This is a genomic window from Chitinophaga agrisoli (assembly GCF_008386695.1).
Taxonomy (GTDB): domain Bacteria; phylum Bacteroidota; class Bacteroidia; order Chitinophagales; family Chitinophagaceae; genus Chitinophaga; species Chitinophaga agrisoli.
On the sequence record NZ_VUOC01000004.1, the window covers coordinates 1,222,412 to 1,242,315 of the forward strand.

Sequence of the window (19,904 nt, forward strand, 5' to 3'; positions counted from 1 at the left end):
TTAAGCCGCAGTCTCCGCTTTCTTTTGCGCGTAACGCTCTGACAGGTGTTTGTAGGCGTTCTCGCTCATAATGATGCCGTTGTCTACAATCACCCCAATGGCCAGTGCAATACCGGTAAGCGACATAATATTGGAGGATATGCCAAACGCATTTAACAGGATAAAGCTGGCGGCCAACGTAACCGGTATCTGTATGATGATGCTTAACGCGCTACGCCAGTGGAAGAGGAAGATGATCACCACAATAGATACCACGATCATTTCCTCTATCAGCGTACGTTTGATGGAGCTTACGGATTGTTTGATGAGTGCGCCCCTGTCGTATACAATATCAAACTTTACCCCGGGCGGCAGACCTTTAGCCACTTCCAGCATTTTTGCCTTTACGCGGTCTATCACAGCGTCTGCATTTTCGCCATAGCGCATTACTACAATACCGCCTACTTTTTCGCCTTTGCCATCCTGGTCAAAGATGCCCAGGCGGGTTTCGCCGGCCATCTGTACCGTGGCTACATCTGCCACGCGTATGGGAATGGAGTTCTGTGTTTTGATGGGAATGTTGCCGATCTGCTCCAGGGACTGCAGGTAGCCGCTGGTCTTGATGATGTAACCAATACCGCTCATCTCAAACTTACGACCGCCGGACTCGTTATTATTGGTCCGCACGGCATTGAGCACATCTGTGACGGATAATTTATAGTACAACAGCTTATTGGGATCTACGGTTACCTGGTATTGCTGCTGGGCGCCGCCAAAGGAAGCGATCTCGCTTACGCCGGGCACATTTTGCAGGGCAAATTTCACATACCAGTCCTGTATGGCGCGTTGTTCACCCAGGTCTACATCCGGCGCATCCAGGGTATACCAGAGGATGTGCCCTACGCCGGTGCCATCCGGCCCCAGGGTGGGCGTAACGCCTTGTGGCAGCTGGCGGGTAATGGTGCTGAGCTTTTCCAGCACCCGCTCCCGCGCCCAGTAGATGTCCGCGTTGTCATCGAAGATGACAAAGATGAAACTCATCCCGAACATAGAAGTACCGCGTACATACTTCACTTTGGAAATGCCCTGCAGGTTAGTGACCAGGGGATAAGTTACCTGGTCTTCTATCAGCTGCGGGCCACGGCCCATCCATTCTGTAAATACGATCACCTGGTTCTCTGAAAGGTCCGGTATGGCGTCAATAGGGTTCTTTTGCACGGCAAAACAGCCCCAGGCAAATAAACCCGCTGCCAATACGATAACGATGAAACGGTTACGTAACGACCATGTTATGATGTGATGCACCATGGTAGTAAAGCATAATAAAATCGTGAAATAATGAAGATAGGAGCGGTTATATCTGCTCCGGTATATGCAGGTAAGGATTACCTACAGTAATGAGGCGGGGTAGATCAGATACGGAAATTACAGTTCAACAGGAAAACAGGGGCGCCGCTTATTCCGGGGGGCGCTTTAGCCACAGGAAATACCACCGCCAATGAGGTAACCGGCACTACGGGCAGGGTAAAAATGGCTACGGGTGTAGCGGGCAGGGGCGCAAAAGCGAATGGCTGGCTATTTTCCGGTACCCGCTGGTCTTTTTTGAGTTTTAACTCCTTGAATTCATCTTTACAGCAATTCTTTTTGCTGAGCTGTTCGCCGGCTTTGGCCTTTTTCATGCCGCAGGTGTCGCACAGGTCATCTTTGCTATCGCCCAGCCGCCATTCCGTGAGCTTGCCCATGCAGTAGTGCAGGTGCACTGTGGCTCCCATGGCGGTGCTCATGTAAATGATGGCTAATATGACTGCAATGAATCGCTTCATATGAAAACAAAGGTAATGGTTATACCGGAATGGGCAGTTACAGAATTTGTGGTATTTGTTATACTTATGGAATTACAGCGGGCCAGGCACGAACTTTTACCCTACCTGGCCTGCCTTCCTCTTTATAGCTGTTCCGCCTTATAACCGGCTTTTTCTACGGCGCTGATCACCGCCTGGCCGGATAAAGGCTTATCTGTATTGACTACCAGTATCTTATTAGCGCCTTCATCGTTCACTGTCCATTGATCCTTACCGGCCACTGCGTCCAGGAAGGGGGTGGCTGTAGCTATACAGCCGGAACATTTGAAGCTTGTCTTAAATTTTAATGTTTCCATGATCCTTGGTTTTAATCGTTGATTTATAATGCCGCCAGCTTTAAACGCAGGCTGTTGCTTACTACAGAAACGGAGCTTAATGCCATGGCTGCCCCGGCTATCATAGGGTCCAGCAGGAAGCCGTTAAACGGGTATAATATCCCTGCCGCCACCGGTATGCCTATCACGTTATAGATAAAGGCCCAGAAAAGGTTTTGCCGGATGGTGCGCACCGTGTTGCGGGAGAGGCGCAGCACCTGGGGCAGGGTGTTCAGATCGGATGTGATGAGGGTGATCTTGGCCACATCCATGGCAATGTCTGAACCGCGGCCCATGGCAATGCTGACATCCGCCTGGGCCAGGGCCTGGCTATCATTGATCCCATCCCCCACCATGGCCACTACCTTACCCTGCTGTTGCAGGTCTTTGATAAACCCGGCTTTTTCTTCCGGCATTACTCCGGCCTTATAGGCGGTGATGTTCACCTGTCTGGCAACGGCTGCCGCCGTAGCTTCCTGATCGCCGGTGAGCATGTATACGGTAATCCCCTGGCGTTGCAATTCCGTTATGGCAGATGCCGAAGAGGCCTTTACCTGGTCTGCAATGGCCAGTGCGGCCGCGGCCCTTCCATCCACCGCAAATACGATAACGGTGTATGCCTGCGCCTGCCACTCGCCTATCTTGTTAGCCAGTGCGCCTTGCAGGGAGATACCATTACCGGTTACCCAGGCGGTACTGCCTACCTGGTAAGACCGGCCTTTATAACGGGCCTCAATCCCCTTGCCCGTGATGCTGGTAATGCTATCTAAGGTTACCGGGTGTACGCCTTCTGTCTCCAGGGCGGTGGTCACCGCTTTAGCCAGCGGGTGTTCTGACTGCAGCTCCATGGCCAGGAGTATGCTTTTTAACTGCGCCGTATCAGGGGTATTATCATCCGCATTGAAATGTATGGCTGTTAAACCGGGCTTACCGGCCGTGATGGTACCGGTTTTATCCAGTACGATGGCATTAACGCGGTGCGCCAGCTCCAAGCTTTCCGCATCGCGGATGAGCATATGATGGCTCGCGCCCTTACCTACCCCTACCATAATGGCGGTAGGCGTAGCCAGGCCCAGCGCACAGGGACAGGCGATCACCAGCACGGTAACGGCGGTGAGCAACCCATGTGTAAATGCGTTTTGGCCACCGGCTATGATCCAGATCAAAAAAGTAAGGATAGCAATACCCAGTACCGTGGGTACGAAGATACCGGCCACCTTATCCACCAGCTGTTGCACCGGGGCTTTACTGCCCTGGGCTTCCTGTACCAGTTTAATAATACGGGCCAACACGGTGTCCCCGCCTACCTGCTCTGCACGGAAACGGAAACTGCCCTGCTGGTTAATGGTACCGGCAAATACTTTATGTCCGGCTGTTTTATGTACCGGTACCGGTTCGCCGCTGACCATGCTTTCATCTACATAAGACTCACCGGCTGTTAGCACACCATCTACCGGGATCTGTGCGCCTGGTTTTACCAGCAGTATGTCCTGTACGTTTACTTGTGCAATGGACGTTTCCTGCTGCTGACCATTATCGCTTATGCGGATAACGGTTTGCGGCTGCAGGCCCATGAGTTTTTTAATGGCGGAGGAAGTATTGGATTTGGCCTTTTCTTCCAGCAGTTTGCCCAGGGAAATAAAAGCAATGATCACCGCGGCTGCTTCAAAATATACATGGGGGTGCAAACCGCGCTGATGCCAGAATTCAGGGTAAATGGTATTAAATGCGCTGAAAAGCCAGGCGATACCGGTGCTTAATGCCACCAGCGTATCCATATTGGCTTTGCGGAAGCGGGCCTGTTTAGCGGCACTGCTAAAAAAGCTGCGGCCAAAATAAAATACTACCGGGGTAGCCAGTATCATCATGATCCAGTTGGCATAAGGCATATCCATAAAGAACATGCCGATGATCACTACGGGCAGGGCCAGCAGCGAGGACCATATCGTACGCGCTTTGAGTGTTTTATATTGACGTTGTTGTGCGGCCTCCTTGATCTCCTGCGGGCGTTCGGTATCAATTACCAGGTCGTAGCCAACGGAACGTACGGCGCCCTGCAGATCGGTTGGCGTGGTAGCGTTAGGGTTATAGATGACCCAGGCGCTCTGATTGGCGAAGTTAACGCCGGCATCCTGTACGCCGGGTACGCTTTTTAACATGGATTCCACGCTTACGGCGCAGGCCGCACAGGACATTTCCAATACAGGAAAGGAGGCTTTTATCTGTTTATCCTTGATTGTGCTATCGGTAACCATCCTGTTATATTTTACAGCAAAGTTACCGATAGCCCCGGGCGGGGTTGTTACACAATAAAGGGAAAGATGTATATAATTTTAAGGCGTTAGCGCAATACTACCTTCTCCAATTCTTCCAGTGATTTGCCTTTTGTTTCCGGCAATACCTTTACGGCAAATACCAGGTGCAGTATCATCGCCACACAAAAGAAGCCAAAAGCAATGGTACCGCCATTCTTGAGCTGGGCAACTATCGGGAACAGCCAGGTCATTACCGCGGCCCAGAACCAGTGTGTAAAGCTACCCAGCGATTGGCCTTTGGCGCGTACAGAGTTGGGGAAGATCTCTGCCAGGAATACCCAGATAACCGCACCCTGCGAAAAAGCAAAGCTGGCTATAAAGCCCACCAGGTAAATCAGTACGGTATGACCGCCCAGGTTCTGCTGAAAAGCATAGGCCGTTAAACCCAGGAACACGATCATCCCAATAGAGCCCGCTATGAGCAGCGTTTTGCGGCCGAATTTATCAATGATGAACATAGCAATCACCGTGAACACCATATTGGTAACGCCTATCAGCACCGCCTGCAATAAAGCAGCATCGCGGCCCAGGCCCGCCATGGTGAAGATACGCGGCGCATAATACATAAGCGCGTTAATACCGGAGAACTGGTTGAAGGTAGCCAGCAGGATGGCGCACATCACCGCAAAAGAGAATTTACGGGAGAATAACTTTTCCGCATGCCCGCTGCTCTCTTCTTTTAATGAAACAGCAATATCTGTAACAATATCATCCGCGTTCTGATTGCCCAGCGCCAGCAATACCCGGCGGGCATCGTCCGTACGTTGTTGTTTCATGAGCCAACGGGGGCTCTCCGGAATAAAATAGAGTAAGATGAAAAATATAATCGAAGGGATGGCCTGTACGCCCAGCATCCAGCGCCAGGCATCTACCGCCACCCAACGGTTTATAAAATAGTTGGAGAAATAAGCCAGCAGGATGCCCAGTACGATATTGAACTGGAACAGGGCCACCAGGCGGCCGCGCAGGCGGGGCGGCGCTATTTCTGAGATATACATGGGGCCGGCTACGGAAGAAGCGCCAATACCCAGGCCGCCTATAAAGCGGTAGATCAGATACGCTACCCAGGAATGCGAGAGGCCACAACCCAGTGCGGATACAATGTAGAAAATGGCGACGAGCACCAGCACTTTTTTACGGCCATATTTGTCCAGGGGCATACCGCAGGCAATAGAGCCTACAATGGTGCCTATAAGGGCTATGGCATTGGTAAAGCCATGCCAGAACCCGTCTAACTGGAATACTTCCTTAATAGATTGTTCTGCGCCGGAAATAACGGCCGTATCTGCGCCAAATAAGAGCCCGCCAAGGGCGGCTACGAGACAACCGGTAAATAGTTGTTTGTTCATGGTGGAATAATTAATGTACGTTTACACGTAACTGTGGAATGTGGGGCATAAGATACATTATATTTTTTCATTGTTCTAACATGGTGGGGATGTTGTAGATTTGGGAGGATGGCTAAGGTCATCAGCATCGTACAGACTGGTTGTATCTGATATATAATAGTTTCATAAACAACCAGTTATGCCATATTTTGCTTACTTACTACTAAGTCAGTATATTTGTGCCCGGAACTACCAGAAAGATGAGCGATACAAGGGATAAAATAATTGAGCTGGCAGACCTGCTGATACGTACCAAAGGTTTTAATGCCTTTAGTTACGCGGATATTTCCGGGCAGCTGTCTGTCAAAAATGCCGCTATCCACTATCATTTCCCTTCCAAGGCAGACCTGGGCATCAGCGTGATACAGCGCGAGATGGACCAGTTTGAGATACAAAAGCGCAGATGGGAGAAGCTGCCGGAGGATGCGCAGCTGAAAAAGCTGTTTGACGTATTCCAGCGGCGCAGCAAACAGGGCGTGATTTGCCTGGTAGGTTCCCTGACGCCGGATTTTGACACCTTCTCCCCGCCTTTACAAGCGAAGGTACAGGAGATGTGCAGCGGCATACTGGCATGGGTAACCGCCTGCCTGGAGCAGGGCCGGGCTAAGGGGTGCTTCCATTTTGAAGGGGAGGCGGGCGACCGTGCGCTGATGGTGATGTCGAACCTGTCTGCATCCCTGCTTTTTTCCCGGGTATTTGACGGCAGCATCTTTAGCCGGATGAGCGGTCAGCTTACAAAGGACCTTGAATGAACTTCTTGAACGAACATAAAAAACAAACACCAATCAGATGAAAAGAGCAGTTATCACCGGACTTGGCGCATTAACGCCCTTAGGCAACAATGTGGCCACCTTCTGGGAGCAGTTAATAACCGGCAAAAGTGGCCTGGCGCGGATCACAAGGTTTGATCCCAGCCGCTTCAGAACACAGTTTGCCGGTGAAATAAAGGGCTTTAACGCTCAGGAAGTGCTGGAAAAAGGCGATATCCGCAAAACAGATCCGTTTACGCAATATGCGCTGGCAGCAGCCGCAGAAGCCATGCGGGACTCCGGGCTGGACATATCCACCATGGACCCGTTTGACGCCGGCGTGATCTGGGGCTCCGGCCAGGGCGGTATGCAAACATTTGAGGAACAGGTAAAGGAATATACGGAGGGCGATTTTAACCCCCGCTTCAGCCCTTACTTTGTGCCCAAGCTGATTGCCAATATGGCCTCCGGCATGATCTCTATGAAATACGGCCTGATGGGCATCAACTATACAACGGTATCCGCCTGCTCCACTTCCAATACCGCCATTATGGATGCGCTGAACTATATACGCCTGGGCAAAGCGAAGGTGATCATCACCGGCGGCTCTGAGGCGCCTGTAACAGAGGCCTCTGTAGGCGGTTTCTGCGCCATGAAGGCCATGAGCACACGTAATGATGATCCGGCTACGGCCTCCCGTCCTTTTGATGTGCACCGCGATGGTTTTGTGATGGGCGAAGGCGCGGGCGCGCTGGTGCTGGAAGAATACGAGCATGCTAAAGCCCGTGGCGCGCATATCTATGCAGAAGTAGTGGGCGCAGCCATGACGGCAGACGCTTATCATATGACTGCCACCCACCCGGAAGGGCTGGGCGCTTATAAAGCCATGCAGCTGGCGTTGGAAGATGGTGGCCTAAAGCCGGAAGATGTAGATTATCTGAATGCGCATGCGACCTCTACCCCGGTGGGTGATCTGAGCGAGATTGCCGCCATCACCAAAATGTTTGGCAATGCGCCGGCACACCTGCACATCAGCGCTACCAAGTCCATGACAGGGCACCTGCTGGGCGCAGCTGGCGCTATTGAGGCCATTGCCTGTATCCTGAGCATACGGGATAATATCATACCACCCACCATCAATACCACCGAGCTGGACCCGGCCATACCTGCGGGTTTACAGATCGTTACCGGTCAGGCCTTAAAGAAGGACGTAAAAGTAGCCATGAGCAACACGTTCGGCTTTGGCGGGCACAACGGCATCGTGGTGTTTAAGGAACTGTAAGGTTTTTGTTTGTTTATAGTAAGCCGGTTCTCCGTTTAGGGGACCGGCTTCATTTTTTTGAGGCCATCCCCATTATTCGGGAATTATTTACCATTATTCGGGCAATTCTGTCATTTTCTGCCCCAGGCATACCCTTAATTTTACGTATTCATTCACATAAACAAGGAATATGGAAGTATTCCTTGTTGCGGAAAGGGCGGATGTACCCGCAAAGACCGCGGCTGTTTGACAAGCCGGAAAAGATGCTGGACTGGGTACACTACCTACACGACCGGTACTGCCGGTGGGCTATCTGCCGGCCTCTCCGCTGGAACTTAACCAATAATTTATAACGTTTTTAAATACAGATAAATGGCTAACTGGCATCTAAAAAATAAAAAGGCCGTGGTTACCGGCGGTTCTAAAGGCATTGGCAAAGCGATCGTGCAGGAACTACTGGAACTGGGCGCCAGTGTGTTATTCACCGCCCGGCAGGAACCTGAACTGGCAGCAGCCCGGGAAGCATTCAGCGGCAAGGGATTCACCGCGTTTACCCTGGCTGGTGACGTAAACGACCCGGCGCACCGGCACCACATCGTGGAATGGGTACAACAGCATTGGGGCGGCGCACTGGATATATTGGTGAACAATGCTGGCATTAACGTGCGCAAACCGTCCGCCGATTATTCCGAGGCCGAGTACAGGAAAGTGCTGGATATTGACCTGGTGGCGCCTTTTGAGTTATGCCGCCTGTTATACGGCCCCTTACGGCAAAGCGGCCATGGGGCGATCATTAACATTTCGTCTGTAGCCGGCTCGCTGGACGCGCAAACGGGTGCGCCGTATGGCATGGCCAAGGCAGGACTGTTGCAGTTAACACGCAGCCTGGCAAGCGAGTGGGCCGCCTCCGGGATACGGGTAAACAGTGTATCGCCCTGGTTTACGGAAACGCCGTTAACAGCGGGGTTATTGGCCAACCAGGAAAAGCTGGCCGTGATCACAGGCCGAACGCCCATGCGGCGCATTGCCCGGGATGAAGAGGTAGCGGCGGCGGTAGCCTTCCTGGCCATGGACAAAGCCTCTTTTATTACAGGGCAGAACCTGTCAGTTGACGGCGGCGCCACGATCAGCATACTTTAAAGCAACATTATACTGTACAGTATGAAGCTGGAATTTGTGAACAATGCCACGCAGAGCCGGATCATTATGATGATTAATGATCCTCACCTGCGGGGGAAGGCCGTTCAACCGGCGTGCCGGAGCCTGGCAATACGCTGGTGATAAACCGGTCACGGAAGCCGCAACAGGTAACTGTGGATGAGATAGCCTACACAATGCCCGGCCATTCCCTGCTGCCTTTGGTATACCAACCAGCAATTTGTTTTTGAAGAAACTATTACACGATCTATGATAAAAAGTAAATATCAACAACTAGCGCCTTTGTTCTTAAGGCTCATTATCGGGTTTGGATTTATGGCGCATGGCTGGGCAAAGATCAGCCGCGGCACGGGTGGTTTTGAGAAACTGCTTACGCAGGCGGGCGTACCTTTTCCGCATTTAAATGCGCTGATAGCGCCTTATGTTGAATTGCTGGGCGGCCTGGCAATAATACTGGGAGCTTATACGGCTGTTGTGGCGGTACCGCTGATCATTACCATGCTCGTGGCCATGTTCTATGTACAGGGCAACTATGGATTCAGTGCTGTTAAGACGATCGGGTTAACGCCGGAAGGGCCGCAATTTGGTCCTCCGGGGTATGAGATCAACCTGCTGTATATAGGGGGATTATTATCCCTGATGATCACCGGAGCAGGGGCCATATCTATTGATGCGTGGCGGTTGCGGAAAAAAAGCTAAGATCGATTGTCTTCTTTAAGCCGTCATTCATTAAATAAATATACATTTGAGTGACTGCACCGCAGCTGTTGCCGGTGAAGCAATAAAATAACTGCTATGGACAATTTTATGCGCCTTGCAATAGAAGAAGCTTTACAAGGACTTAAAGAAGGCGGGATACCTATTGGATCTGTTTTAGTACATAAGGGAAAAATTATTGGCCGCGGACATAACCGCCGGGTGCAGCAAGGCAGTGTTGTGCTGCATGGGGAAATGGACGCGCTGGAGAACGCGGGCCGGCAGCCGGCGGCTATTTACAGGGAATGCGTGATCTATACTACGTTATCTCCCTGTCCTATGTGTACCGGCGCTATACTGTTATATGGTATTCCTACCGTTGTTATTGGTGAAAACCAGACTTTCATGGGCGCAGAAGTGCTGTTGAAAGAAAACAACGTGGAGGTTATTGTAGCGAATAATAAGGAGTGTATTGAGATGATGCAACAGTTTATTAAGCATAATCCGGAGCTCTGGTATGAGGATATTGGGGAATAACAAAAGGGCCAACCTACTGTCAGCCCCTTATAACCTAATTCATTTCAAGTATCCGCTTAATTATTATCCCGTGCCTTTATCAGCAGCACTGCCGGCACCGGCCTCGGGCCTTTTTTATCTGAAGGCTGGATAGTAGCCTGCCCGCCAGCCCAAAGGGTGGTAGAACCTCCGCCATCCAGGTTCAGCGCTTCTACGCAACCCAGCTCACGCATGATACGTGCCAGCTGCAACAAAGTAGCGCCATCGGCAACGCCCGCATGACGCCCCTCTACCGCCAGGATGATCACCTCGTTATCTGCCGTATACCCGATGGCGGTACGCGGATGTTTATCTAGCTCATGCCAGGCAAAACGGTTTTCCGGCACACTGCTAACATAAGGGAGCAGCACCGGAGCGCCACCGGCAGCCTCCACGACTTTCCACCGTTTGCCACTTTTTGTAGTGGGTTTGGTCCATACACCGTTTTGCGGCGCATTGGGCGCGTCATAGGCATAAGCTTCCTTATTCTTGCCCGCGGGATATACCCAGGCAATATCCGGCCTGCCATCCGGGAGTATACCAAACACGCCCTGCGTAGGATAAATGATCTCAGGGCGGCCGTCAAATGTTTTGATGGTATCTATAACCAGATTGTGTGCGATTGTTTTGCCCTTGCTTACCACCATATTCAGTGAGCTATTATCTGCAAAAGAAAAGAAAGTAGTGTTCACTACGGCATATACCTTGCCGGTTTCCATAGCGGCATACTCGGCTGGCGTGTAACGTTTGCCGTTTCCGGTGCGGCTATCAAAAGAAATGGACTTATCCAATGCAGATGCCTTCAGGTAATAGGCGCGGAAAGGATGCCCATCCAGGCTATCTGTTGTTTCGTATACCCGGATGGAAGCGGGCAGGCTGTCATTATGTTTTGCAGACGGCCGCCAATGTAATTGGGCATGACAAATGGAAGAAAAGCCGGCGAGGATGCTAAGCAATGTTATGCGGGTTGCATATAAACGGAATGTATTCATCATTTAAATTATAGCATGGTTTGTTTTGCGGACGATGTAAAGCCAGCGTAAAAATATTGGTATAATAATCACGATAACAGGTTACGCCGCGACAAAGATTAATATTCAAAAGAGATTCTGATGTTAAAAAATCATTATTACCAGGGCTGCGGGCCTCGTTATGTACCTGGCGTTTTACAGGAGCCATTGGCCGGGCTGCCGGATGATAATGCAGTAATAAACAAAATAACGCCCCAGAAAGTATCTATTCTCCCGGGGCGTGGCTTTTAGCAATTTAAGCCTGTAGACTCCATAGCGGAGCGGAGCCGGTGAATCAGGCGCCGATCAGAACACCACCGATCAGGATGGGCGCCACATCGCCAAGGGTCATCATTTCAAAAAATGCCATCAGGTCTTCGTTTGGATACATCGTCATTTAATTTTTAAGCGTTATGTAAAAGGGTACATTATCTGGCAGGGCCTTTACAATTGCAGGCGTGTGCAACAGATAAATGTAAATTATAAAATAATTGACCAATATTTCCACTCCGTCATCCGGCATACCAGATATCATCCGCTACACGCCATCGACACAAAAAAAAATGCCTATCATGCAATACCCCTGCAAAAAAACAGGGGTGGAAATTTGGAAATTAAAAATTTGTCGTAATATTGCCTCGTGCTGTTGACACTGATAGTACAATGGTTGACCTCGAAAAATCAGATTGTTTACTTCAAATTAAGATTGTTTACCTCAAGTCACTCGTCAGGTTTTATTTTATCAGCAAGGTTTATTAGTTAGTCCCAGGGATCTGTTGCGTAGCAATGGCTTTAGTTTATTCATTCTTTTTATTGAACCGTATCCGATGTATCCACAACCCTGGATATAGGTGGTACCGTATACACCTGATATCAACACATTCCCCTATCGGTTGATTGTATTTGATCCTTTTACAATTAATACAATTGATAGATGATCCGTACTTCTCTGAAGTTCATCAAAAAGGAGCTCGAAACCTATATCGTAGACAGGGAACAGGACCCCTTAAACTATAACATTGGCAATGTTGTAGATCTTAAACCTGTTGTTAAGGCCAATGGTGAGCTCAATGTTACAGATAGCACGCATGTCACCATCATGATGGCCGGTGTGGAAGAAGAGCGCCGCGAAAGCAAACGGCCGGTATTTGTACCCGCGCCAGACAAGAAGATCCTGCGATTGAACCCGCCTGTGGAACTGGATCTGCTGATCCTGTTCATAGCGCATAACAGTGACTATGAGACTGCATTGCGCGACCTCTCCAACGTTGCCAGTTTCTTCCAGGCCAATCCCGTTTTTGATGAGCAGCGTTTTCCAGGTCTCAATGAGTTTGCCACAGAGCCCATCAACAAACCCTGGCAGCTGGTAGAACGGCTTACGTTTAAACTGCTTAGCCTCTCCTTTGAGCAGCAGAATAACCTCTGGGGTATGCTGGGCGGCAAATACATACCCAGCCTGGTATACAAAATGAACATGCTGACGGTGTTCGAGACCAGGAGCCAGGAAAAGATCCAGTCCATCAAAGCACTCAACATCAAAGAAAACTAATTGTATCCCGTTATGAATGGCATACAGGTAACATATACTGAGTTATGCACCCTATCCGTAGAGCAACTGTTTTACCAGAACAAAGTGTGCAGGCAGTATAAGATCAACCCCGTTACAGATTTTGCGTTTACGCCTACCCCCGAATGCCGGGCCCTTATGCTGGATATGGACCTCCTGTTCCGGCCTACGGACACCAGCGGCGGCTTTACCATACTGGCCAATGTTTCCGGGAAAACCGGCGGCGGTAATGACCTGCTGAGATATGCGGTTAAAAAAGGCGCTAAACTTAGCTTCTTCCTTCAGCTCAGGAACCCGGAGCTGATCAACTTCAACGACCTCCCCCTGCTGGGCATTTCAGACCAGGTGTATTATTTCAGCAATATCATTACGGATGCCGGCGCGCCGCGTAACAGCCTGCATCTCACAAAAAGCGATACCGGCGTAGCGGAAGCAGACAGTATGCACAGCAGCGGCCCTGCCTATAGTTTTCATCAGAACGCCCCTGTTACCGCCGGCACCTCCATTATCAAACACCTGCTGACCGGCGCTACCATTGCGGAAAAAACGCTGGTGAACCAGAACGGCGAGGCGGATCTGGGCTTTGATCTGAGGCGGCTGCCAACAGGCGTATGCGAGCTATGGATCAATCATGTAAAGGAAGATACGTTCTATTACCGCGGGCTAACAATAAACACGCCCGTATGGGGCGTGGTGGAGCTGTCCCTATCTTCCGTGCTGGATGCTAATTACCGGCTGGTAGAAGCAGACCGTTCCCTGACCCCGGACCGCCCGCAATATATGCTGCGGTTTGTGAACCGCTCCACCATCTGGCGTTATACCGTGCAGCTGGGCGCTAACAGTCCCCTGTACCTGGAGATGGCGGGCATGAGCCCCGCTGATAAAGCCACCTATCTGGATCAGCTGAATATTGTGAGCAATGATACCAATGTGCATTTTCACCGCGCGGCTGTTACTGACAAGGAAATAGAATTTGTATCAGACAATGCGCTGGCATTACAGGAGAAATATGTGTCATCCTCCGCCAATGTTGGCTTAATCCTGAACCTGAAAAAGTATATCGGTGATCCCAAAGAAACCGTTGTAAAGGCCAACCTGCCTTATCCGGCCACCGGTACTATCGATACCACCACTGACCCTTTTATTTACTCTGACATTTTTCTAACACTTTAACTTTTAAAAAAATGGCAACTTACCGTTCCCCAGGTGTTTATGTAGAAGAAATAGCCTCCTTTCCACCATCCATTGCAGAGGTAGAATCTGCTGTTCCCGCCTTTGTAGGCTACACCCAAAAAGCCGATTCACTGGCCCCGAATGACCTGCGTAAGGTGGCTACCCCCATTACCAGCTGGAGCGAATATCTTACCTACTTCGGCGGGCCCCAGCCGGAAGACCCTGCAAACGTTACTATCGCAGTGGATGAGCAGCGTACCGGCGCCACTACCACCGGTTTTAAAGTAGCTGTTACAATTGCAACGGCTAACCTGCGCAAGCATATTTTTTACCATGCGGTAAAACATTTCTTTGCCAATGGCGGCGGCCGTTGTTACATTGTATCCGTAGGCGGCTACGATGCAGACATCAGCAAAGACGACCTGGACGCCGGCCTGGACCTGGTAGCGCTGGAAGATACGCCTACCATCCTGGTAGTACCGGAGGCCGTACATTTAGGCGCTGATGCGTTCACGGCCATCAACAATAAAATGATCTCCCAGGCTGCCAGCCTCAAAGACCGTTTTGCTGTGCTGGATACACAGAAAACTACCGTGCCTAAAACCCCATCTTCCATTACGGATGATGTAAAGGGAACGATAGAGAACATACCTGTAGGCGACGCTACCCGTTATGCCGCGGTATATTATCCCTGGCTGCGCACTGCTTACTCCTACGAATTTGATTTCGACAACCTGACGCTGAGCGATCATAAGATCAATGGCGCAGACGCCGCCGGCGCTGACAATAAGGAAGGCCTGCTTTCTGCCCTGAAAGGCAGCGCGCTGTATAATGCTATAAAAGCTGAAACGTTAAAATATACCCTTACCCTCCCTCCTTCTGCAGCCATTGCCGGCGTATATGCCCGCACAGACCGTGACAGGGGCGTATGGAAAGCGCCTGCCAATATAGGCTTGATCGATGTGGTTAAACCCCTGGTCACCATCTCCCGTCAGGATCATGACCTGCTGAACATCAATACCACCAGCGGCAAATCTGTAAACGCCATATTGAACGTGCCTGGTTTTGGCAGCGTGGTAATGGGCGGCAGAACCCTGGACGGCAACAGCAATGACTGGAAATACATTAACGTACGCCGCTTCTTCAGCGTGGTAGAAGAGTCTATCAAAAAATCCATCAACTGGGTGGTATTTGAACCCAACACCGCCGGCACCTGGACCAAGGTACAGGCCATGATCGAGAACTACCTGTTCCTGAAATTCAGGGAAGGCGCACTGGCTGGCGCTACACCAGAGCAGGCTTACCAGGTGAATGTAGGTCTTGGCAAAACCATGAACTCCGTAGACATACTGGAAGGCCGCATGATCGTAGAAGTGAAGATGGCGGTAGCAAGACCGGCAGAATTCATTGTACTGCAGTTTGTACAGATCATGCAAACCGCTTAATACGGCGTCTTTATTTATTCAACCATCATTCAATCTTAAATTCTTTATACAATGGCTTATCCTTTAACGGTCTTCCATTTCAGCGTATCCTGGGGTGGAGAAAATTTAGGTTTCTCTGAAGTAAGTGGTCTTTCACAGGAAATACAGGCAATTGAATACCGCGATGGCCTGATGAGCGGCAATACCCTGCCGCTGAAAAGACCCGGCATGCGGAAAGCAGGCAACATCACCCTCAAAAAAGGGATGGTAGCCGATAACAATGATTTTTACACCTGGCTTATAAACAGCGGTAACCCCAATGTAGAGCGCCGCGACCTGGTGATCACCCTCATGAATGATGAAGGCGAGCCCATGTTCGTATGGAGCGTTTCACAGGCATGGCCGATAAAATGTGAAGGCCCGGGTTTGAAGGCATCCGGCAATGATATCGCTATCGAGTCTGTGGACCTGGTGCATGAAGGCATCACCTTAAAAACGGCGTAAACAATGCCCGCTTATTATCCGCCAACGGGTTTTTATTTCCGTGTTGAATTCCTGGGCGTAACGGACGACGATACGGAGCAACGCTTCCAGGAAGTGAGTGGTCTTTCTGTGGAGGTAGAGACGGAGGAGCTGCGGGAAGGCGGTGAGAACCGCTTTGTTTACAAGCTGCCCAAACGGGCCAAGTATCCTAACCTGGTGCTGAAGCGCGGCCTGCTTAAAAGCACGGCCCTGCAGAACTGGTTGGATGATGCGCTCCGTACTTACTTCACCGTAGTGATCTACAGCTTCAAACCTGCCGATATGATCATCACGCTGCTGGACGAATCCGGCGCGCAGGTGGCCATCTGGAAGGTAGTGCAGGCGTACCCGGTGAAATGGTCCACTGCGGACCTGCGGGCAACGGAAAACGCCGTTCTGGTAGAGACAATAGAATTGGCCTACCAGTATTTTGAACGAGTACCGGTATCAGACGCACCGGTGAAATAAGCAGTTAGCTTTTAGCGGTTAGCCTTTAGCCGTAATTAAAAGCTAACCACACAATAGCTAAAAGCTAACTGCTAACAGCAAAAAGCTAATCATCATGCCTGTACAAATCAACGAAGTGATCATCCGGGCGGTAGTAGACCCCAACTCCGGCGATAACAGGAGCACCGGTACCACCACGCAGCCGGAGTGCCCTCCAGCCACTGCGGGAAACCCGGAAGACGAGCTGGCCGGTAAGATCCTAGACATCCTTCGGGAACAAAAAGAAAGATAATGGACACCCAAAGCCTGGCAAAACTGCCTTTTAACCTGAAGATCATTCCGGTAAATTCCGGAAGCTTCCCCATCGGTATCCCCTTTGTGGCCATGTTCAACCCGGACAGCCTAGCCATTAAGGAAGACCTAAACTGGGTAAGCGATTGTCCGCCCGGTAAACAGGGCGCCACGGTTAAATACAAGAATACCAAACCGCGGACCTTTACCATAGAGTTCATGATCGACGGCACTGGCGTAAACACCAACGGCGTAAAGATACCCGTTACGGCCCAGGTAGCGCTGTTCCGTGCTGCCACTACGGGCGTAAGGGGCGCTTTACATAGCCCGGCCTACCTGATCGTACAATATGGCCTGTTCATCTGCACCTGCGTAATGAACAGCTCCACGGTTACCTACACCATGTTCGACTTCACGGGCCTGCCCATCCGGGCCAAGGTAAACGCTTCCTTTACGGAGCATACCATTGAGCCCCTGGATGATATCCTGGGCATGCTCTCCTCCCCGGACCTTACCCATGAGGTAGTGGTGAAGGAAGGCGACCTGCTGCCCCTGCTTACACACCAGATCTACAACGATCAGCGGTATTATATACAGGTGGCAAAGGCTAACCGCCTTAAGAACTTCAGGAAGCTGGAAGCCGGCTCCAAGCTGCTATTCCCGCCGATGGACGACAGTAACAGCCCTTCTAAACCATCAACGAAATGATCGTATGACAGCGAGCTTAGACAGCCTGACGCCCGGTACGGAGCGATCCAGGACCTCCATCACGCGCAAGGTATTCATTAACGGTACCGTGTTGAGCAACGAGATACGGCTCTCACAGATCACCGTAAACAGATCCTTTAACAAGATAGCGTATGCGCGCCTGGTGTTTGCAGACGGATCTGCCGCCAACCGCGACTTTCCGCTGAGCAATGATGACAAATTCAAACCCGGTAATGAGATCCGTGTACAACTGGGATATGAAGGCAGCGCCGATACCATCTTTGAAGGCATTATTGTGAAACATGGCATTAAAGTAACCCAGCAGGGCAGCTCCCTGCTGCTGATAGAGGCCAAGGACAAAGCCATTAAACTGACCGCTACCCGCAAGCATGCGTACCACATCAATAAATCAGACAGCGACGTGATCTCCGAACTGGCGAGCGGCGGCAGCCTGACGCCCGATGTGGAAAGCACCAATGTGCCGCATAAGCAGCTGGTGCAGTTTGACGCTACGGACTGGGACTTTATCGTTACCCGCGCAGAAGCCAACGGTATGCTGGTATTAACCGATGATGGCAAACTGGTGGCAAAAAAACCCAGCACCACAGCCCCTCCGGTAGTAACGGCCACCTTTGGCAGTAATATCTGGGAGTTTGAAGCGGATATGGACGCGCGCCGCCAGGTGCAAGCCGTTACTGCCCACTCCTGGGATTATACAAAACAAGAACCTGAAACATCTGAAGCCGGTACCGCCACCTTCACGGAGAACGGCAATATCCCCTCTTCTGAACTGGGCGGCGTGCTGGGCGCCGAGCTGCAATTAAGCCATCCCGGCCATCTTACACAGCAGCAGCTGCAAAGCTGGTCAGATGCGGTAGCCATGCGCAATCATCTCTCCAAAGCTATTGGCAGGGTACGCATTGCAGGCAACGCCACCGTAAAACCGGGTAGCATGATCACGCTGGCCGGCGTAGGCGACCGCTTTAACGGCAATGTATTTGTGACTGGCGTGCTGCACCATTTTGAAGGCAACTGGCAAACAGATATACAGTTTGGCTGGCGCGATGACTGGTTCTATAAAAAAGAGAACGTGATGGATAAACCGGCCGCAGGGCTATTACCCGGCGTAAGCGGTTTACAGATAGGCACCGTGGTGGATCTGGACGACCAGGAAGAAGGCGGCCAGTACCGCGTAAAGGTGCATATCCCCTCCATTACATCCGGCAATGAAGGCATCTGGGCCAGGGTAGCCACCCTGGACGCGGGCGCCAACCGGGGCGTGTATTTCCGCCCGCAGGTTACGGACGAAGTAGTGCTGGGTTTCCTGAATGACGATCCCCGCGAACCGGTGATCGTGGGTTACCTGCACAGCAAGGACAGCAAACAGTCCCCCCTGCCGGAGCAAAGCGGTTCATTACAATACGGCTTTGTAACGGAACAGGGTATTAAGCTGGTGTTTGACGATACCAATAAACGCCTGACGGTGCTGGTACCTACCGGCTCCGGTGAGAAATCACTGATCATTAATGACGCCAGCGGCGCTATGGAGCTGAAGGACGAGCACCAGAACAGTATCAAGATGAATGCACAAGGCATTACGATACAGGCCGGCGCTAATGTGGTGATCAAAGGCACACAGGTGATGATCAACTAGCGGACCGCTGTACACCAAACGATTTTATCATTCTACCATATTAAAACCAGGTAACAATGCCTCCTGCAGCACGTGTAACAGATAATCATACCTGCCCCATGGCAAACCCCGGCAGTGGTAACCCGCATACCGGCGGGCCTATTATGCCGCCTGGCGTGCCTACGGTACTGATTGGCGGACAGCCCGCCGCGGTAGCAGGCGGCATGTGCGCATGCGCCGGTCCGCCGGATAGCATTACCAAAGGTTCCGCTACAGTGCTCATAGGCGGCATGCAGGCCGCGCGCCAGGGCGATATGACAGCACATGGCGGCAGCATTGCCGCCGGTTTCCCCTCCGTTCTGATAGGAGGCTGATTTTTATTCACCACTCATTAACCGCAAATTATATGGCATCGATAGACAGATCTTTCTTAGGCACCGGGTGGAGTTTTCCGCCCACCTTCCGCAGGGAATGGTATGGCCCGGAAATGCTTACGGAAGAAGCCGATGTAAAAAGCAGCATACAGATCATCCTTGCCACCATCACCGGTGAGCGGGTGATGCTGCCCACCTTTGGCTGTAACCTCCAGCCCCACGTATTTGATCAGATGAACGTGCCTACCATCGCCATGATAGAAAAGATCGTGCGCGAAGCGCTGGTATTCCACGAACCACGGATCATTGTGGAAAGCCTGACCACTACCCCATTCCAGGGAGAGGGCCGGCTGGAGATCAACATAGAATACAGTATCATCAAGACCAATACCCGTTACAATTATGTGTTCCCCTTCTATATCACGGAGGCCACGAACATTGAAACGGTGAAACCGGTATGATGCCGCTATACTTAACC

At 51.1% G+C, this 19,904-nt stretch carries 21 protein-coding genes; 15 read left to right on the plus strand and 6 right to left on the minus strand.

Annotated features, from left to right (window positions below):
* The 5 genes from F0L74_RS23960 to F0L74_RS23980 form a co-directional block, all read right to left on the minus strand.
* Window positions 1–1,287, minus strand: coding sequence for an efflux RND transporter permease subunit (locus F0L74_RS23960; RefSeq protein ID WP_149840444.1), 1,287 nt, complete (start codon window positions 1,285–1,287; stop codon window positions 1–3).
* Window positions 1,288–1,391: 104 nt separating this feature from the next.
* The gene (locus F0L74_RS23965) at window positions 1,392–1,802 is read right to left on the minus strand and encodes an HYC_CC_PP family protein (RefSeq protein WP_149840445.1); all 411 of its coding nucleotides are present in this window, start codon (window positions 1,800–1,802) and stop codon (window positions 1,392–1,394) included.
* Window positions 1,803–1,924: 122 nt separating this feature from the next.
* Window positions 1,925–2,137 (minus strand): heavy-metal-associated domain-containing protein, encoded by a 213-nt coding sequence (locus tag F0L74_RS23970; protein ID WP_149840446.1) that lies wholly within the window; start codon window positions 2,135–2,137, stop codon window positions 1,925–1,927.
* A 23-nt stretch (window positions 2,138–2,160) separates the two neighbouring features.
* Complete coding sequence (locus tag F0L74_RS23975; protein ID WP_213087065.1) at window positions 2,161–4,410, minus strand: heavy metal translocating P-type ATPase; 2,250 nt, start codon at window positions 4,408–4,410, stop codon at window positions 2,161–2,163.
* Between the two features lie 86 nt (window positions 4,411–4,496).
* Entirely contained in the window at window positions 4,497–5,819 is a 1,323-nt protein-coding gene (locus tag F0L74_RS23980) for a sugar porter family MFS transporter (RefSeq protein WP_149840447.1), read from the minus strand.
* A 239-nt stretch (window positions 5,820–6,058) separates the two neighbouring features.
* Here F0L74_RS23980 and F0L74_RS23985 point away from each other — a divergent pair, with 239 nt between their 5' ends.
* From F0L74_RS23985 to F0L74_RS24005, 5 genes are all read left to right on the plus strand, one after another.
* On the plus strand, window positions 6,059–6,610 hold the full coding sequence (locus F0L74_RS23985) for a TetR/AcrR family transcriptional regulator (RefSeq protein WP_149840448.1): 552 nt from the start codon (window positions 6,059–6,061) through the stop codon (window positions 6,608–6,610).
* A gap of 37 nt (window positions 6,611–6,647) precedes the next feature.
* Window positions 6,648–7,889, plus strand: a complete 1,242-nt coding sequence (gene fabF / locus F0L74_RS23990; RefSeq protein ID WP_149840449.1) for a beta-ketoacyl-ACP synthase II — start codon at window positions 6,648–6,650, stop codon at window positions 7,887–7,889.
* A 351-nt stretch (window positions 7,890–8,240) separates the two neighbouring features.
* A complete protein-coding gene (locus tag F0L74_RS23995) occupies window positions 8,241–9,008 on the plus strand; it encodes an SDR family oxidoreductase (RefSeq protein WP_149840450.1) in 768 nt (255 codons plus the stop codon).
* Window positions 9,009–9,275: 267 nt separating this feature from the next.
* Entirely contained in the window at window positions 9,276–9,725 is a 450-nt protein-coding gene (locus F0L74_RS24000) for a DoxX family protein (RefSeq protein ID WP_149840451.1), read from the plus strand.
* 96 nt (window positions 9,726–9,821) lie between these two features.
* Window positions 9,822–10,259, plus strand: a complete 438-nt coding sequence (locus tag F0L74_RS24005) for a nucleoside deaminase (protein WP_149840452.1) — start codon at window positions 9,822–9,824, stop codon at window positions 10,257–10,259.
* A 56-nt stretch (window positions 10,260–10,315) separates the two neighbouring features.
* Here the strand turns inward: F0L74_RS24005 and F0L74_RS24010 are convergent, their stop codons facing one another.
* A complete protein-coding gene (locus F0L74_RS24010; protein WP_149840453.1) occupies window positions 10,316–11,272 on the minus strand; it encodes a phosphodiester glycosidase family protein in 957 nt (318 codons plus the stop codon).
* 949 nt (window positions 11,273–12,221) lie between these two features.
* On the opposite strand from F0L74_RS24010, the gene F0L74_RS24015 reads away from it, so the two are divergent.
* The 10 genes from F0L74_RS24015 to F0L74_RS24055 all read left to right on the plus strand — a co-directional run bounded on the left by F0L74_RS24015 (window position 12,222) and on the right by F0L74_RS24055 (window position 19,887).
* Window positions 12,222–12,836 (plus strand): Pvc16 family protein, encoded by a 615-nt coding sequence (locus F0L74_RS24015; RefSeq protein ID WP_149840454.1) that lies wholly within the window; start codon window positions 12,222–12,224, stop codon window positions 12,834–12,836.
* Between the two features lie 12 nt (window positions 12,837–12,848).
* Window positions 12,849–14,027, plus strand: a complete 1,179-nt coding sequence (locus F0L74_RS24020; RefSeq protein ID WP_149840455.1) for a hypothetical protein — start codon at window positions 12,849–12,851, stop codon at window positions 14,025–14,027.
* Between the two features lie 11 nt (window positions 14,028–14,038).
* Window positions 14,039–15,472: a phage tail sheath family protein gene (locus F0L74_RS24025; RefSeq protein WP_149840456.1), complete on the plus strand. Its 1,434-nt coding sequence runs from the start codon at window positions 14,039–14,041 to the stop codon at window positions 15,470–15,472.
* A gap of 51 nt (window positions 15,473–15,523) precedes the next feature.
* Entirely contained in the window at window positions 15,524–15,955 is a 432-nt protein-coding gene (locus F0L74_RS24030; protein ID WP_149840457.1) for a phage tail protein, read from the plus strand.
* A gap of 3 nt (window positions 15,956–15,958) precedes the next feature.
* Window positions 15,959–16,441 (plus strand): phage tail protein, encoded by a 483-nt coding sequence (locus F0L74_RS24035; protein ID WP_149840458.1) that lies wholly within the window; start codon window positions 15,959–15,961, stop codon window positions 16,439–16,441.
* A gap of 94 nt (window positions 16,442–16,535) precedes the next feature.
* Window positions 16,536–16,712 (plus strand): DUF5908 family protein, encoded by a 177-nt coding sequence (locus F0L74_RS33370; protein WP_188316136.1) that lies wholly within the window; start codon window positions 16,536–16,538, stop codon window positions 16,710–16,712.
* Window positions 16,712–17,419 carry a CIS tube protein gene (locus tag F0L74_RS24040; RefSeq protein WP_149840459.1) on the plus strand — a complete coding sequence of 236 codons (708 nt, stop codon included), beginning with the start codon at window positions 16,712–16,714 and terminating at the stop codon, window positions 17,417–17,419. Before F0L74_RS33370 ends, F0L74_RS24040 begins: the two co-directional genes overlap by 1 nt.
* A 4-nt stretch (window positions 17,420–17,423) precedes the next feature.
* Window positions 17,424–19,073 carry a type VI secretion system tip protein VgrG gene (vgrG, locus tag F0L74_RS24045; protein WP_149840460.1) on the plus strand — a complete coding sequence of 550 codons (1,650 nt, stop codon included), beginning with the start codon at window positions 17,424–17,426 and terminating at the stop codon, window positions 19,071–19,073.
* A 56-nt stretch (window positions 19,074–19,129) separates the two neighbouring features.
* Window positions 19,130–19,426: a PAAR domain-containing protein gene (locus F0L74_RS24050; RefSeq protein ID WP_149840461.1), complete on the plus strand. Its 297-nt coding sequence runs from the start codon at window positions 19,130–19,132 to the stop codon at window positions 19,424–19,426.
* 32 nt (window positions 19,427–19,458) lie between these two features.
* Entirely contained in the window at window positions 19,459–19,887 is a 429-nt protein-coding gene (locus tag F0L74_RS24055; protein ID WP_149840462.1) for a GPW/gp25 family protein, read from the plus strand.
* The last annotated feature ends 17 nt before the right edge of the window (window positions 19,888–19,904 follow it).